Annotated in this window: 6 protein-coding genes; 4 read left to right on the forward strand and 2 right to left on the reverse strand. The window is 69.7% G+C overall.

The window, feature by feature from the left end; translation table 11 throughout:
- Together rplX and rplN are read right to left on the reverse strand one after the other, a co-directional pair.
- The gene (gene rplX, locus GR168_RS17570; RefSeq protein ID WP_065631805.1) at window positions 1-318 is read right to left on the reverse strand and encodes a 50S ribosomal protein L24; all 318 of its coding nucleotides are present in this window, start codon (window positions 316-318) and stop codon (window positions 1-3) included.
- A gap of 1 nt (window position 319) precedes the next feature.
- The gene (gene rplN / locus GR168_RS17575) at window positions 320-688 is read right to left on the reverse strand and encodes a 50S ribosomal protein L14 (protein ID WP_004019493.1); all 369 of its coding nucleotides are present in this window, start codon (window positions 686-688) and stop codon (window positions 320-322) included.
- A 604-nt stretch (window positions 689-1,292) separates the two neighbouring features.
- Between rplN and GR168_RS17580 the strand changes: the two genes are divergently transcribed.
- The 4 genes from GR168_RS17580 to GR168_RS17595 are packed head-to-tail and all read left to right on the forward strand — an operon-like array spanning window position 1,293 to window position 17,409.
- A complete protein-coding gene (locus tag GR168_RS17580) occupies window positions 1,293-15,146 on the forward strand; it encodes a non-ribosomal peptide synthetase (RefSeq protein ID WP_159371337.1) in 13,854 nt (4,617 codons plus the stop codon).
- Window positions 15,143-15,400 (forward strand): MbtH family protein, encoded by a 258-nt coding sequence (locus GR168_RS17585; RefSeq protein ID WP_159371338.1) that lies wholly within the window; start codon window positions 15,143-15,145, stop codon window positions 15,398-15,400. Before GR168_RS17580 ends, GR168_RS17585 begins: the two co-directional genes overlap by 4 nt.
- Window positions 15,393-16,637 (forward strand): ATP-binding cassette domain-containing protein, encoded by a 1,245-nt coding sequence (locus GR168_RS17590; RefSeq protein ID WP_238994928.1) that lies wholly within the window; start codon window positions 15,393-15,395, stop codon window positions 16,635-16,637. The genes GR168_RS17585 and GR168_RS17590 overlap by 8 nt, the downstream gene beginning before the upstream one ends.
- Complete coding sequence (locus tag GR168_RS17595; RefSeq protein ID WP_058252001.1) at window positions 16,627-17,409, forward strand: ABC transporter permease; 783 nt, start codon at window positions 16,627-16,629, stop codon at window positions 17,407-17,409. The genes GR168_RS17590 and GR168_RS17595 overlap by 11 nt, the downstream gene beginning before the upstream one ends.
- Window positions 17,410-17,493: the final 84 nt, after the last annotated feature.

Raw genomic sequence — 17,493 nt, forward strand, 5'->3', positions numbered from 1 at the left:
TCAGATGTCCTTCCCGCTCTTGCGCGAGATCCGGACCTTCTTGCCCGTTTCCTCGTCGACGCGGTAGCCGACGCGAGTCGGGTTGCCGTCGGAGTCCACGACCATCACGTTCGAGACGTGGATCGAGGCTTCCTGGGTCACGATGCCGCCGGAGGAGGCACCGCGCTCGTTGGCCGACGCGGCGGTGTGCTTCTTGATTCGGTTGACGCCCTCGACGAGGACACGCTGGGTCTTCGGGAAGGCCTGGATGACCTTGCCCTTGGCGCCCTTGTCCTTGCCCGAGATGACGATCACGGTGTCGCCCTTGTGGATCTTCATGTCAGATCACCTCCGGTGCCAGCGACACGATCTTCATGAACTTCTTCTCACGCAGCTCGCGGCCGACCGGGCCGAAGATGCGGGTTCCGCGGGGGTCGCTCTCACCCTTGAGGATGACGGCGGCGTTCTCGTCGAAGCGGATGTAGCTTCCGTCCGCACGACGGCGCTCCTTGGTGGTGCGCACGATGACGGCCTTGACGACCTCACCCTTCTTGACGTTGCCGCCCGGGATGGCGTCCTTGACAGTGGCGACGATGACGTCGCCAATGCCGGCGTAGCGCCGCGAGGAACCGCCGAGCACGCGGATGCACAAGATCTCCTTGGCACCGGTGTTGTCGGCGACTCGCAGGCGGGATTCCTGCTGAATCACTCGTTAGTCTCCTTGACCTGGCTTCTTATGTACGGCGGATTTCCGACCCGACGCACACGGTCTGTTGCCATCGAACACACGCCTGCCTGGGGTTTTGACCAGGTTGTGACACCCGGGCCGTCCGCCCCAGTGGGTTCGTGAGCCGATTCGCGACACAGCGGTGCCGCAGGCAACCCCACAAGTGTAGGGGAATGCCCAGGTCCCGGCCAAATCGATGGTCCCGGCGACCGCGCGGGGGTTTCGGATGACGCCGGGCCGGCAAAGTTTTCCGCGCACTGACCCATCTGGGGTGCACCGCCACGCGAAGCACCCATGACACGAGATCGACCAGACACAAGCCCGTCCGGCGAGCGATCAGTGCGAGCCGGAAGGGAGCTCAACACGGGGGGCGTGTCAGCGCCGGGGGTAATTCTCGGCTGCCGATCGTGAGCCGAACGGTCACCATGCTCCCCGGGCTCCGCAGTTCAGTCCGACAACTGCGGCCTGACGGCAAGTCCTCGACTCGGGGCCACCAGCCCCGTGAGCGATGACCGGAGTTCGAATCCCCCAGTCCGAGCCGGGTTCGACGCTGCCGTGCGGGCACGCACTCACAGGGGAGGCACGCGTGACCACAGACGACGCGGTCCGGAACACCGTTGCTACCGACATCGACACCGACCTGACGATCCCGATGACCGCCGCTCAGCGCGGCATCTTCTACGCCCAGCAGCTCGAGCCGGACGTGCCGATGACCATCGACGCGTTCGTCGAATTCCGCGGCGACACATCGGGTCCGCAGGGCGAGAGCGACGACCCACTCGTCGACGTCGATCCGGACATCATGCAGCGTGCTGTCACCCTCACCGAGAGTGAGACCGAGGCCCCGCTGCTGCGGCTGATCCCGACCGACGACGGCGAACCGATGATGGTTCTCGACCGGTCGCAGCACGTGGTGCTGGGTCGAAAGGACTTCTCTGACGCCGAGGACCCGCGCGCGGCCGCACTGGCCTGGATCGACCGCCGGCGCAGTGCCAGCTCAGACGTCTTCGCCGACAACATCCTCGAGACACACCTGCTCAAAGTGGGTCCCGGACACTCGATCTGGTATTGCCACGGTCACCACATCGGCTTCGACGGCTATGCCGCGATGTACATGATGCTGCGTGTCGCCTCACATTACACGGCGATCGTGAACGGAACGCCGCCGCCGATCGCGGACACCGCGTCGATGGTCGACATCGCCGAGTTCGACCGCGAGTACCGTGCCTCCGCCAAGTTCGCCGAGGACCGCGAGCACTGGGCGTCCCATCTGGCCGATATGCCCGAGATGACCACTCTCACCAGCCTTTCCGCTCCGGCCGCGCCGTTGTCGGTCGTCCGATCGGCGGTCCTCGACGACACCCTCGTCGCCCGGATCCGCGAGCTCGGACACAGCCACCGGGTCCGGCCGGCGTCGGTCATCACCGCTGCGGTGGCCGCCTACGTCGCGCGCTACACCGACCGCGACGAGGCCATGCTGAGCCTGCCGGTCGCGGCCCGGGACCGCGACGTGCTGCGCACCTCGGCGGGCCTGACCTCGAACGTCGTCCCGTTGCGTATCGCGCTCCACGACGATTCCGCCACCGTGACCGATCTGCTGAAGTCGGTCAACTCGGAGATCAAGGCCGCCGTCCGGCACCAGAAGTTCCGGCACGAGGACATCACCTCCCAGATCCTCGGGGCAGCGGGGGCGCGGCGTGGCTTCTTCGGCCCGCTCGTCAACGTCATGCTGTTCTTCCAGCACATCGACTTCGGCCCGCTCAAGGGCGAATTGCACGTCCTGTCCACCGGACCGATCGAGGACCTGTCGGTCAACGTGTACGACAGCCTCGACGGCGGGATGACCCTGGACCTCGAGGCGAATCCGAACATCTACCCGGACGACGACATCACCACCCACCACCGTCGTCTCGTCGACTTCGTGACCGCCTTCGTCGGTGCGCCCGGCGACACGAGGATGTCGGACCTGCACCTCCTGACCGACGCCGAACGCGAAGCGCTACCCGAGCGCATGACCGGGGAACGGGTCGACCACGGCACCACCACCCTCGTCGACCTGCTCGACGACGCGACCCGGGCCCACCCCGACGACACCGCGCTCACCGACGCGCAGGACGGGCGATCACTCACCCATCGCGAATTCACCGACGCGGCAACACAGCTCGCGGCGGCACTCACCCGGCGCGGGATCGGTCCGGAGAGCGTCGTCGGCGTTCAGCTGCCCCGCAGCACGGACCAGATCCTGGCGCTGCACTCGGTGATCCGTGCCGGCGGCGCATTCCTGCCGATCGACCCGGCCGAGCCGGCGGACCGGCTCGGGCACATCCTCGAGGTGGCCGCCCCCGACCTCGTCATCACCGACACGGTGCTGGCCGAACTGCGTGCCGACGAAGGGGTCGCCGCGGCGACAACGCCCCCGGGCCCCGACACGGCCGCGTACGTGCTGTTCACCTCCGGTTCCACCGGCAAGCCGAAGGGCGTGGTCATCACCCACCGCGCCATCGTCAACCGCCTCGCGTGGATGCAGGCCCGCTACGAGCTCGCACCGGACGACCGGGTGCTGCAGAAGACCCCGTCCACCTTCGACGTGTCGGTCTGGGAGTTCTTCTGGCCGTTCACCACCGGCGCGGCACTGGTCGTACCGACTGCCGACGGTCATCGCGACCCCTGGTATCTGCGTGACGTGATCGCCGAACACCGCGTCACGACACTGCATTTCGTGCCCTCGATGCTCGCCGCCTTCACCGCGGCACTCGACGCCGACGATGCATCGGAGCTGACGAGCCTGCGCCGCATCTTCACCAGCGGTGAGGCTCTGACTCCCGCGACGGTCGGTGCCGCCGCGATGCTGACGTCCGCTCCGATCCACAACCTCTACGGCCCCACCGAGGCCGCGATCGACGTCACCCACCACGACCACTGCCGCGCCGACGTCCCGGTGATCCCGATCGGCTCCCCGGTGTGGAACACCGGTGTCCACGTGCTCGACCACCGCCTGCGGCCGCAACCGCCCGGCGCGATCGGCGAACTCTATCTCGGCGGCATCCAGCTGGCCCGCGGCTATCGCTCCCGCGCGGACCTGACCGCATCACGGTTCGTCGCCTCGCCGGCCGTGCCGGGCGAACGGCTCTACCGCACCGGCGATCTCGTCCGTCTGAACGCCTCCGGCGAGCTGGAGTACCTCGGTCGCACCGACTCACAGGTCAAGATCCGCGGCCAGCGGGTCGAACTCGGCGAGATCGAGTCGACCCTCAGCCGGCTGCACGGCGTGACCGCCGCGGGCGTGGTCATCCGGGACGATCTGGTCGCCGGTGAGCCCACGATCGTCGGTTACGTCACCGGCACCGGACTCACCGACAAGGACCTGCGCGCCGAACTCCGAACCGCGCTACCGGATCACATGATCCCCACCGCGATCATGGTCCTCGACGCACTGCCCACCACTGCCAACGGCAAGCTCGACCGCCGTGCGCTGCCGCGGCCCGACCTGCGGACCCACCGCGAGTTCGTCCCCGCGCGTACCGCGCTCGAGCGCTTCGTCGTGGCGACCGTCGCCGATGTGCTCGACCTGCGCGACGGCATGTCCGACGAGGTGGCGAACGAGGCTCCCGCCACGGCTCCGGCGTCGGTGTCGCTGAGCGACAACTTCTTCGAGATCGGCGGGACGTCACTGTCGGCGACACGGATGGCCTCGCGGCTGTCTCGCGCCACCGGCCATCGGATCGGGATCCGTACGGTGTTCGACGCCGACGACCTCGCCGGCCTAGTAGCGGCCCTCTCCGACCTGGGCGTCGACACTGATGAGCCGGCCGTCGGCTCCGCCTCGGTCCCCTCCGACGACACCGCCGGGCGGACCGTCTCCGGAGCCGTGCCGCTGTCCCCGGCCCAGCATCGGCTGTGGCTCGCGACACGGTTGGACTCCGCGTCCTCGGCGACCTACAACATGCCGTTCACCGTCCGCTTCGTCGGCGCACTCGACACCGACGCACTCCGGACGGCCCTGATCGACGTCGTCCGCCGACACGAGCCGCTGCGCAGCGTCGTCGCCGAGATCGACGGTGTGGCATGCATCTCCGCGATCGACCCGGACGCGGTCGACGTCGACCTGCCGGTCCTCGCGACCGGTGACGTCGCCCAGTGCCCAGACCGCGACTTCGCCTCGCTCCCCTTCGATCTGGCCGCCGAGATCCCCGTCCGTGCGCGCCTCGTCCGAACCGCCGACGACGATCATCGACTCACGATGGTCGTCCATCACATCGCGGCCGACGGCTGGTCGCTGGCCCCCCTCGCCGGCGACCTGGCCACGGCCTACCGCGCCCGCCGCGACGGCGCCGAGCCCGAATGGTCGCAGCTGCCGGTCTCCTACTCGCAGACCAGCGCCGCACGTCACGCATGGCTCGACGAGAGTCCGCATGCCGCGGCCGAACTCGAGTTCTGGCGGGACACCCTCGACGGGGCGCCGGGCGAGACCGAGCTGCCCCTGGACCGTCCCCGAGGCCGGGATTCGGAGGTGACCGGTCGGTCCGGATCGTCGGTGACCTCGACCATCGACCCGGACACCTACGGCGCGATCCGGACCATCGCGACCGAGGCCGACGCCACGGTCTTCATGGTGCTCCACGCCTCGGTGTCGCTCCTGCTCCGTTCCCTCGCGCAGTCCTCGGACGTCATCATCGGCACACCGGTGTCCGGACGCGGCGACGCCGACCTCGACGACCTCGTGGGCATGTTCGTCAACACGCTGGCGTTGCGCACCGTCGTCGACAAGGACCTGCCGTTCGCCGACCTGGTGGCACATGTCCGGGACACCGATCTGAACGCGTTCGACAACGCCGACATGCCGTTCGACCGACTGGTGACCGAACTGAACCCGGCCCGTTCGGGCAATGTCCACCCGTACTTCCAGGTGTCGATGGCCCTGGAGGACCGTTCCGCCATCCGGCTCGACTTCGCCGGGCTCTCGGCGACCGCATCCCGCGTGGACACCGGTCGCACCACCTTCGATCTGCAGTTCACGTTCACCGAGGTGCGCGGGGCGACCGGCGAGCCCGCCGGCCTCACCCTCGAGATCGGTTACGCCACCGCTCTCTTCGACCGGGACACGGTGGCCGGACTGGGTTCGCGCCTGGTCCGCATGCTGGAGGCGGCGACCGCGGACCCGAGCGCCCCGATCGGCGACCTGCCGGTGCTCGACCTGCACGAGCGTCTCGATCTCGTCCCGGCAGTCGGCGAAGGCCGCCGTCCGGTCGAACACCTCACCCGGCTGCTGTCGGCGGCCGCGGAGTCCTCGCCGCACCGCGTGGCGGTCACCGACGGCACCCGGTCGCTGACCTACCGCGAACTCGACGCGGCGTCGAACCAGCTGGCGCGGGCGCTCATCGACGGTGGCGCCGGACCTGAAAACCATGTGGCCGTGGCACTTCCGCGCAGTGTCGAGTGGATTGTCGCGATGTGGGCGATCGCCCGCACCGGAGCCGCCTGGCTCCCGGTCGATCCCGCGTATCCGTCCGGCCGCATCGAACACATGCTGACCGACTCGGGCGCACGACTGCTCGTCACCGATCGGTCGTCCGATCCCGGCGCCGGGCCCGCTCTGAGCACAGTCGTCCTCGACGACCCCGCGATCCGCGACTGGATCGAAGCAGAATCAACGGAGCCCATCGCGGACTCGGAGCGCCGAGGCGTCCTCGACGTCGACCAGCCCGCCTACCTGATCTACACATCGGGGACCACCGGCACGCCCAAGGGCGTCGTCGTCAGCCACCGCGGACTCGCCGACTTCGGCGCGCAACAGGTCACGCAGTACGGGATCACGCCCACCAGTCGGACGATGCACATGGCGTCGCCGAGTTTCGATGCGTCGGTACTCGAGATCCTGATGGCGATCTCCGCCGGGTCGACCATGCACATCGTGCCGCCGGGCATCGTCGGCGGCACCGAGCTCGCCGAGCTGATGCGCGATGCGCGGATCACGCATGCCTTCCTCACCCCGTCGGTACTGACCACCATGACGCCGGACGACGTCCCCGATCTCGAGGTTCTCGTCATCGGCGGCGAGCACCCGAACTCCGAGGTGGTCCGCACCTGGTCGACCGGCCCGAAGCTGTTCAACGCCTACGGTCCCACCGAGACCACCGTGGTGGCCGCGGTGTCGCCGCCGATCAGTCCCGACTACACGACGCTGACCATCGGCCGGCCCATCCGCGGCATCTCCGCGCTGGTCCTGGACGAGCGCCTGCGTCCGGTCGCCCCCGGCGCGATCGGCGAGTTGTACATCGCCGGTGAGCATCTCGCCCGCGGGTACCACGGCGTCCGACCGCTGACATCCAAGCGCTTCATCGCCAACCCCTACGGCGATCCCGGCGAGCGCATGTACCGAACCGGCGACCTGGTCCGGTGGACCTCCGATCACGAACTCGAGTTCCGCGGGCGGGCCGACCATCAGACCAAGATCCGTGGGCACCGCATCGAACTCGGTGAGATCGACGCCGCCCTGGTCGCTGACGAGTCGGTGCGGGCGGCGGTCACCACCACGCATGGCGAGGGCGACCGCGCCCATCTCGTGTCCTACGTGACCGTGACCGCGGGCGCCCACGGGCAGGCCGCCGCGGTGCGAGACCGATTGGCGCAGCGCCTGCCCCGGCACATGATCCCGTCGACGATCATCGAGCTCGACGAGATCCCCACGACCCCGATCGGCAAGGTCGACCTCCGGGCACTGCCCGCGCCGGAGCCGGGATCGGTGGACGGCGACGTGGCGTTCGTCGCGCCGCGCAACCCCCTGGAGCAGGCGGTCGCCGATCTGATCGCCGAGCGTCTCGAGCTGGAACGCGGCACCATCGGCCGCGATCACGACTTCTTCGACCTCGGCGGCAACTCGTTGCTGGCGACCCAGATCGTCGGCGCACTCGAGAATCTCACCGGGCGACGAGTCCCCGTCCGCGAGGTCTTCGACCACTCGACCGTCGCCGGCATCGCCCGGCTCGGCGGCGCCGACGAGGGTGACACCGCCCTCGTCGAGGCGCGGACGCTCGCCGACCTCCGGCACGATCCGGACAGCCCCGCGCAACCGGGACCCGCGCAGCAGCAGCTCTGGTTCCTCAACCAGCTCGCGGGCGGTGCTGACGCCGATCCGGGTCGAGCCGACAACGACAACGGTTCGTCGACAGCCGATTACGCCATCGCCTTCGCGCTGGATCTCCGTGGCGATCTCGACGTGGACGCCCTCTCCGGCGCGCTCCGATACGCCGTCGACCGACACGAGATGCTGCGCACCGTCTACCCCGAGCACGACGGGCGCCCCGACCTGGACGTACGTTCCACCGACGAGGTGCAGACCGAACTCACCGTCGTCGAGACGACTTCGGCGGAGTGGCCGGCCCAGGCGCAGGCGCTGGCGCGTCGCCCGTTCGACCTGACCGTCGACGTACCGCTGCGCGTCGCACTGCACCGGATCGACAGTGACACCGCGCATCACAAGCTGACCCTTGTCATCCACCACATCGCTGCCGACGGTTGGTCCATGGTGCCGCTGCACCGCGACATCACCACCGCCTACGCCGAACTGCGGACGGCGGCCGAGAACGGTACCGAAGCCGCGGTCACCGCCGCTCCGCCGGCCCTGGACTATCGCGACTACCTGCGCTGGCAGGCCGATCACCTCGAGACCCGAACCGATCTGGCCGACCGGTGGCGACTGGACCTGGACGGGATCGATGTCGGTCCGATCCTCGTGCCCGACGCGCCGAGCGGGTCCGCCCGCACCGCGGGCGTGGTCGAGGTCGACTTCGACGCCGAACTACGCAGCCGCCTGTCCGCACTGGGCGGCGGCCGGGCGACCGAATTCATGTGCGTGCATGCGGTGTTCGCCGCGCTGCTGCATCGGCTGAACGCCGACCCGCAGGTTCATGTCGCCGGTTCGGCGTCGGACATCGTGATCGGCACACCCGTCGCCGGACGCGCCGATCCCCGGCTCGCCGACATCGTCGGCATGTTCGTGAACTCGGTCGTCCTCCGGACCCCGGTCGACGGGAGCCAGGGGTTCGCGGCCCTGCTCGACTCCGTCCGCAGCCGCGATCTGGACGCGCTGGCGGGCGCCGACATGCCGTTCGAGCAGATCGTCTCGATGCTCAATCCGCCTCGCACGGACCGGCATCCGATATTCCAGATCGCGCTGGCGTTCGACGCCGGGGTCTCCGACACCCTCGAACCGGACCACACCAGGGTGGATCTGCCCGGCCTGCAGGTCGTCGCCGAGGAGATCGAGACCGGGGCCGCCCGGTTCGACCTCGAACTGCGAATCCGCGACGGGCGCGCGCGGTTCACCTATGCGACCGATGTCCACACGCATGACCGCGTCAGCGAACTGGCCCGGATGTTCGTCGATCTCACACGCGAGGTCGCCGCGGATCCGTCGACACCTCTCGACGACCTCACCGGGGCGGCCGATCTCGCGGCCGCCGCCGAACCCAAGGTCCGCGACCACGGCTCGATCGAGCCGAGGCATCTTGCCGACATCCTCGCCGACACCGTCATCGACCACTCCGATCGCGTGGCGGTCGAGGACGGAGACCGCACGCTGACCTACGCCGAGATCGATCGGATCTCCGCGCGCTGGGCACTCACGCTGCGCGAGCTCGGGGTCGGCACCGAGGACGTGGTCGCGATCGCCGTCGATCGCAGCCTGGAATCGGTGGTCGCCACATGGGCCGTGACGAAGGCGGGCGCGGCCGCACTGCCGGTCGACATGCGTTACCCGGCCGAGCGGATCGCCCACATGATCGCCGATTCGGGCGCCATCCTCGGCATCAGCAGCGCCGACCACCGTCGCGATGTGCCGCACGACATCTGGTGGCTGACCCCGGAGGATCTGCGCACCGGCGAGCGCGCTGGCTTCCGGCCCCCGGCCCGGCACCCGGATTCGATCGCCTACATCGTCTACACCTCCGGCTCCACCGGAAAACCGAAGGGCGTCAGCGTGTCCCACCGCGGCCTGGCCGCATTCGCCCAGACCCAGCGGGAGCGGTACGAGGTCGGCCCCGGCGATCGCACCCTGCTGTTCGCCTCCCCCTCGTTCGACGCATCGATGCTGGAGTTCCTCCTCGCGGTCGAGTCCGGCGCGACGATGGTGGTGGCACCGACGACGATCTACGGCGGCGACGAACTCGTCGAGTTCCTCGACGAGCGCGAGGTCACCCACGCGTTCATCACGCCGTCGGCCCTCGCCGCCGCGGCACCCCATCCGCTCCCCCACCTGAAGACCCTCGGCGTGGGCGGCGAGGCCAGCACCCCGGAACTCGTGGCGCGCTGGGGAACCGGCCGTCGCTACATCAACTCCTACGGACCGACCGAGACGACCATCGTCGCGACGATGTCGGCGCCGCTGCGCCCGGGTGAGCCGATCACCATCGGCACGCCGGTCCACGAATGCACCGCTCTCGTCCTCGACCATCGGTTGCGCCCGCTGCCCGACCACGTTCCCGGCGAGCTCTACCTCAGCGGGCCGGGAGTGGCACGGGGCTACCTGGGGCGCCGCAGTCTGACCGCCGGCCGGTTCGTGGCCTCCCCCGACGGAAACGGCGCCGTCATGTACCGCACCGGTGACATCGTGCACCGCGACGCCGACGGCGCGCTGACCTACCACGGTCGCAGTGACAACCAGGTGAAGGTCCGCGGTTTCCGCATCGAACTCGACGAGGTGAGTGCGGCACTGGCGGCCGTGGACGGCATCGACTTCGCCACCACCGTCGTCCGCGGCGAGAGCGCATCGGCCACCCTGGTCGGTTACGTGACGCGGTCGGGCGGGGCGGCCGGCACTGCAGACGCCCCGGAAACACTGGACAGCGCACAGGTGTTGGAATCGGTCCGCAGCCGCCTGCCGCGCCACATGGTCCCGTCCGCGATCGTCGTGCTGGACGAGATCCCGCTGACCGGCAACGGCAAGCTCGACCATCGGGCACTGCCGGAGCCGTCGTCGAGCAGCATGTCGTCCGTCGGTCGCGCACCGCGCGGTGATGCCGAGACCGCGCTGGTCGGCATCATCGCCGACGTGCTCGGCCTCGCCCGCGAGGAGATCGGTGCCACCGACGACTTCTTCCTGCTGGGTGGCACCTCGCTGCAGGCGACCACCCTGGTCAGTCGGATCAACCGCGTGTCGGCCGACGGCCGCCTCCGCGTCCGGGACGTCTTCGACCACCCGACCGCCGAAGCCCTCGCGGACCTGATCAGCCTGCCGGCCGACTGGGCGCCGACCGCGGAGTCCGACGAGTCGTCGGGTCGCCCGGTCCGACGGGAGACATTCCCGCTCGCGCCGGTCCAGCGCCGCCTGTGGTCGCTGGCGGCGGCCGACCCCGCGTCGACCGAGTACCTGATGCCCTTCGTCCTGCGACTGACCGGGGACATCGATCTCGAGGCCCTCCGCGGCGCACTCACCGATGTCGTCGCCCGGCACACCAGCCTGCGGACGGTCTTCGAGGCGGTCGACGGGACACCGACGGGCCGGGTGCTCGACGATCCCGCGGCCGTCGTCGGCTCGCTGACCCCCGTCGTCCCCGCGGACCCCGACGCACTGATGAGCGAGATCGCGCGCCTCGCGTCGACGCCCATCGACCCGACCACCGAGGCGCCGCTGCGTGCCACGGTCGTCGCGGACCCCGGTGCGCGTGGCGAGACCGCGACGCACATCCTCCTGCTCGTCGTGCATCACATCGCCGCCGACGGCGCTTCCTTGCCGACCCTCGTCGGCGACCTGGCGCAGGCCTACCGAGAACGACGCGCCGGCCGCGCCGACACCTGGGATGCGGCCGCTCTCGACTACCGCGACCACGCCGTCGAAAGTGCGACAGCGCCCGCGGCGACCGACGAGCTGGGATTCTGGACCGAACACCTCGCGGGTGCGCCCGCCGAGAGCACGGTCGAACCGGTCGGCGGCGGCAGACGCGGTTCCGGTGCCCGGTCGGTGAGTCTGCCGCTCCCGGCACACACCCGGGCGGGACTGACCGCCTTCGCCCGCGAACAGTCGACGACGCCGTTCTCCGTCCTGCACACCGCACTGGCGATCCTGCTGCACCGTCTGGGCGTCGGCGATGACCTGGTCATCGGCAGTCCGGTCGACAACCGCACCGGTATGACCGGCGTCGACCGCGACTACAGCGGCGTGGTCGGCATGTTCGTCAACATGGTGCCGCTGCGCAGCCACCTGCGCAGCGCGGAGACCGTCGCCGCACTCGTCCGCCGGACCCGCGACACCGACATCGACGCCCTCGATCACCGCGGAGTGCCCTTCGACGACATCGTGACCGCGCTCAATCCCGAACGCGCGCACGGTCGACACCCGCTCTTCCAGGTGGCGTTGTCGGTGCACGACTTCGCCGGTGGCGCGCCGACCCCGGTGGGCGGTGCGGATTCCCTCGCCGGGACCGCCGTTCCGATGGACGACGACCTGATGGCCGAGGTGGCCGAATTCGAGTCCCTCGCCGCCAAGTTCGACCTGCAATTCACCGTCACCGGCCTGGGCGCGACCGACTCCGACACCGACGCCGCCGTCCAGATCACCTACGACGCGGCGCGATACGGACATGACGACGCCCAGATGCTGGGAACGCGGCTCATGCGCGTGTTGCGCGGCATGCTCGGCGACCCCGGACGCGCGATCGGCGACATACGCATCACCGACCCCCTCGAGGTGGCCGAGCGCACCCCCGCTATCGGACCGCGCGGCAACGCACCGACGACGCTGGACGAGCTGATCGCCGATGCGGTGCGGCGGCACCCCGACGGGCTCGCCGCGATCGGGCAGCCCACCGCGGACGGCGAGGGCCCCGAGACGCTCACCTACGCCGAACTCGACGCACGCTCGAACCGGCTGGCCCGGGTCCTCCTGGGCCGCGGGGTGGGGGCCTACTCGCGCTCGGCCGACGAGCCGGGGACAGAGGGTCCCGACGTCCGGTCGTCCCGCGAACCGGTGGTCGCGATGGCGATCAGCCGTTCCATCGACTCCCTGGTGGCGATCTGGGCGATCGTGAAGGCCGGCGCCGCATACGTTCCCATCGACCCCGAGTATCCCGCCGACCGCATCGCGCACATGCTCGGCGACAGCGGCGCGCATCTGGTCGTGACGACCTCGTCGTCGTGGGAACGCATCGCGGAGAGCTCGGCCGGGAGCGAGGTACCGACCCTCGTCCTGGACGCCGCGTCGACCCGGACCCGCATGAAGCACTCCTCGCCGGCGCCGATCACCGACGCCGAGCGGGCGTCGACGATCCGCCCGGATCAGTTGGCGTACATCATCTACACGTCGGGATCGACCGGTAAGCCCAAGGGCGTCCTGGTCCCGCACAGCGGGTTGCGCGCAGTGCACGACGAACTCGCGGAACGGATGAACCCCGGACCCACGTCCCGCGTGTTGCACTTCGCCTCACCGAGTTTCGACGCCTCGGTGCTGGAGATGCTGCTCGCGCTGGCCGGTTCGTCGGCACTGACCATCGTCGAACCCCACGTCTACGGCGGCACCGCGCTCAGCGATGTGATCAGGACGCGTCAGGCGACGCATGCGTTCATCACCCCCGCCGCGGTTGCCAGCATGGACCCCGCCGCCGTGCCGTCACTGCGCGCACTCGCGGTCGGTGGCGAGGCCTACGGAACCGACCTCGTGCGGCGCTGGTCGCCCGGTCGCACGATGATCAACGTCTACGGACCCACCGAGACGACGATCATCACGACCGGCAGCCGGTCGCTGACCCCGAACACGCCGCTGACGATCGGCACGCCGAACAACGGCGTCGGCGCGCTCGTCCTCGACGATCGGCTGCACCCGGTACCGCCCGGCGTCACCGGCGACCTGTACCTGACGGGCGTGCAGCTCACGCGCGGTTATCACCGTCGGCCCGGCCTCACCGCGGTCCGGTTCGTCCCGGCTCCGATGGTCACCGGGCCCAGGTTCGCCGGCCAACGGATGTACCGCACCGGCGACCTGGTCCGCTGGACCGGCGACGGGCAGCTCGTCTACGTCGGCCGCAGCGATTCCCAGGTGCAGGTCCGCGGATTCCGCATCGAACTGGGTGAGATCGACGACGCGCTCGCCGCCGAACCCGACGTCGACTTCGCCGTGACACTCGTGGACGGCACCGGGGCCCAGGCGATCCTGCGCAGCTACGTGACCGCGACGCGCGGGCACGAACCCGATCCCGCCGACCTGCGGCGCCGGGTGGGACGACGGCTGCCGCGGCACATGGTGCCGGTGTCCGTCTCCGTGCTCGAGAACATTCCGCTGACCCCCACCGGCAAACTCGACCGCGCGGCGCTGCCGACCCCGGCCGTCTCCGCCTCGGGCCGAGCGCCGGCGCCCGGGACCGAGACGACCATCGCCCGCGTCTTCGCGGAGGTACTCGAGGTCGACCTCGATGCCATCGGTGCCGACGACGGATTCTTCGACCTGGGTGGCAACTCCCTGATGGCCACCGCCGTGACCGGCAAGCTGAGCGAGCTCACCGGACAGAACCTGGCGGCGCAATCGCTGTTCGGGGCCCCGAGTCCTGCCGAACTCGCCGAGCTGCTCGACGGAGGGGCGCACTCCGACGGGGACACCGGACCGTCGGCCTCCGGTCTCGACACCCTCCTGCCGTTGCGCCGCACCAGCAGCGACGCCGGAAGCGATGCTCCCGCACCGCTCTTCGTGGTCCACCCGGCGATCGGACTGTCCTGGAGCTTCACCTCCCTGCTGCCCCACCTGCCTGCCGACCGCGCGGTCTACGGCCTACAGCACCCGGCGTTCGCCGGTGATCCATGCCCGCAGACGATCGCCGACCTCGCCCAGGTGTACGTGGCGAAGCTGCGCACGGTGTCACCGGAGGGGCCGTACCACCTGCTCGGGTGGTCGCTGGGCGGGTTGATCGCCCACGAGATGGCCGTGCAACTCCAGGAGGCCGGCGAGACCGTCGAGCAACTCGTCGTGCTCGACAGTTACGTCGTCGCCGAACGGCCCGACCTCGACACCGAGGCGTCGATCGCAGAACTCATGCGCGAGTTCGGACTCGACGTCCCCGAGGGTGGCGAAGAGGGCACCGAGCCCTCGGTCGCGGACGCGTTCCGTGTCATCTCCGCGGCGGGCGGCGCGCTCGGCGGCTTGTCCGAGGAGACGCTCACGACCGTCCACGAGGTGTTCCGCCACGCGTCCCCACTCGCCCGGAACTGGCGACCCCGGGTCTTCGACGGCGACCTCACCTTCGTCACCGCGACCGTGGACGCGCACGACGGTCCGCCGGCGATCGCCGACTGGCGCTCCAAGGTCACCGGTCGCGTCGTCGAGGTCCAGGCGACCAGCACCCACGCACGCATGTTGCTGCCGGAGAACGTCTCCGAGTGGCTGACCGCAATCGAATCAGGCCCGATCGAATCAGACCCGGGCACACCGGGAATCGCAGCACAGGAGGAGGAATCATGACGAACCCGTTCGACGACACCGAGGGGACCTTCCGCGTCCTCGTCAATCACGAGAACCAGCATTCCTTGTGGCCGGACTTCGCCCCCGTCCCCGACGGTTGGACCGTCGTGTTCGGCCCGTCGGGTCACGACGAGTGCCTCGAGTACGTCGAGGAGAACTGGCGAGACATGCGGCCCGCCAGCCTGATCCGCGCGATGGAACGTTCGCAGAACAGTGAAAGGGAGGTCACACATGGGGCGGCACAGTATGGCTGACACCACGTCGGCCGAAACCACTCCGGGGACCACGGCGTCGCCATCCGGTCCGGTCACGACTCCCGGCGCGACATCCACCGATGGCGTCTCCCCCGCCCGCAACGCCCTCGAGCTGCGCGGCCTGCGAAAGACGTTCCGCACCGGTCTGTTCGGCCGGGGTCGCCGCGTCCATGCCCTCAACGGCCTGGACCTGACCGTGCCCGCCGGCACCGTGCACGCGCTGCTCGGCCCCAACGGAGCCGGCAAGACCACCACCGTCCGCGCGGTGGCGACGCTGATGAAACCCGACGAGGGCAGCGTCGTGGTCGACGGTGTCGACGCACTCGCCGATCCCGGCGCAGCCCGCAAGATCATCGGCGTGTCCGGGCAGTACGCCGCCGTCGACGGGAACCTGACCGGTTTCGAGAACCTGCGGATGGTCGGTCAGCTGTACGGACTCTCCCGGGGCGAGGCCTCGGCACGGGCGCGCGAACTGATCGCCGACCTCGCCCTGCAGGACGCCGCCGACCGCCCGATGCGTACCTACTCCGGCGGCATGCGCCGGCGGCTCGATCTCGCCGGCGCCCTGATCAACCGACCGTCCCTGGTCATCCTCGACGAACCGACGACCGGGCTGGATCCCCGTGGGCGCCGCCAGATGTGGGAGGTCATCACCGAACAGGTCGCGAACGGCGCGACGGTCCTGCTCACGACGCAGTACCTGGAAGAGGCCGACGCCCTGGCCGACGAGATCACCGTCATCGACCACGGGACGATCCGGGCCCAGGGCAGTGCCGCCGACCTCAAGGCCTCCACCGGTGCGTCGATCCTCACCATCGAGGTGCGTTCGGACGGGACCGCTCACGACGAGCTGGTCGCCACGACCCTCGCCGAGGTCGGACTCGGCATGCCCGAACGACTCGACGAGTCGGATCGCCCCGACCCGGCACACACCGACAACTCACGGTGGTCCCTGCCGGTCAGCGACGGGAGCCGCAGCGCGGTCGCCGCCGTCCGGGCGCTCGACGCCGCCGGGATCGTCGTCGTCGACGCCACCGTCGCGACGCCGACCCTCGACGATGTGTTCCTGGCCCTCACGGAGCGGGACACGCCGGACAACGATGGCGGCAGTGACCACGGCGGCGAGACATCGGCCACGGCCGATGCCGAGACCACCGTCATCCCGACGGTGGCCGACGCCGATCCCGATCTCTCCCACGCCCCGACGACCCGAACGGATCGACTCCATGCTCACTGACACCGCAGTGCTGGTCGAGCGAAACCTGCTCACCGTCAAGCGAATTCCCACCCTGCTGATCAGTGCCACCATCCAGCCACTGATGTTCGTGTTCCTGTTCGCCTACGTCTTCGGCGCGACCTTCGGCGGGGGTTCCTACCGGGAATTCCTGATGGCCGGCATCTTCACGCAGACCGTCGTCTTCAACGCGGCCTTCACCACGGTCGGCCTGGCCAACGACACCTCCGACGGCATCGTCGACCGGCTGCGGTCGCTACCGATGTCCCGGTTGGGCGTCATCAGCGGCCGTGTCACCTCGGACATGCTCCTGGGCGTCGTCGGCCTCGCGGTGATGGTCGCGTGCGGGCTCGCCATCGGCTGGCGGGTCCAGGGCAGTGCCGGCGACGCCGCCCTCGCCTTCGGCATCATCGGACTGTTCGCGCTCGCCATGGCGTGGGTGGGTGCGGTGACCGGTCTCGCCGCGCCGAATGTCGAAGCCGCACAGAGCATCGGGTTCTTGTGGATGTTCCCGGTCACGTTCCTGTCGAGCGCGTTCATCTCCGCCCAGAGCCTGCCGGGTCCGCTGCGCGCGATCGCCGAGTGGAATCCGGTGACGGCAGTGGCGACCGCGTCCCGGCAGCTCTTCGGCAACGAGGCACCGCCGACCTTCCCCGAGGCCACCGGATGGGTCGCCGACCACGCGGTCGGATACTCGGTGGGATCGGCGCTGGTCATACTGGCGGTGTGCATACCCGCCTCGCTCATCCTGTACCGCCGCGCCGCCAACCGGTGATCTGCAGGTCAGTGATCCATGGATTCGCGATCGGTAGCCCCGGGATCGACGATCACCCGAGAAATCCCTACGTCTTCGTTACCG

The organism is Gordonia sp. JH63, from assembly GCF_009856645.1.
Lineage (GTDB): Bacteria > Actinomycetota > Actinomycetes > Mycobacteriales > Mycobacteriaceae > Gordonia > Gordonia hongkongensis.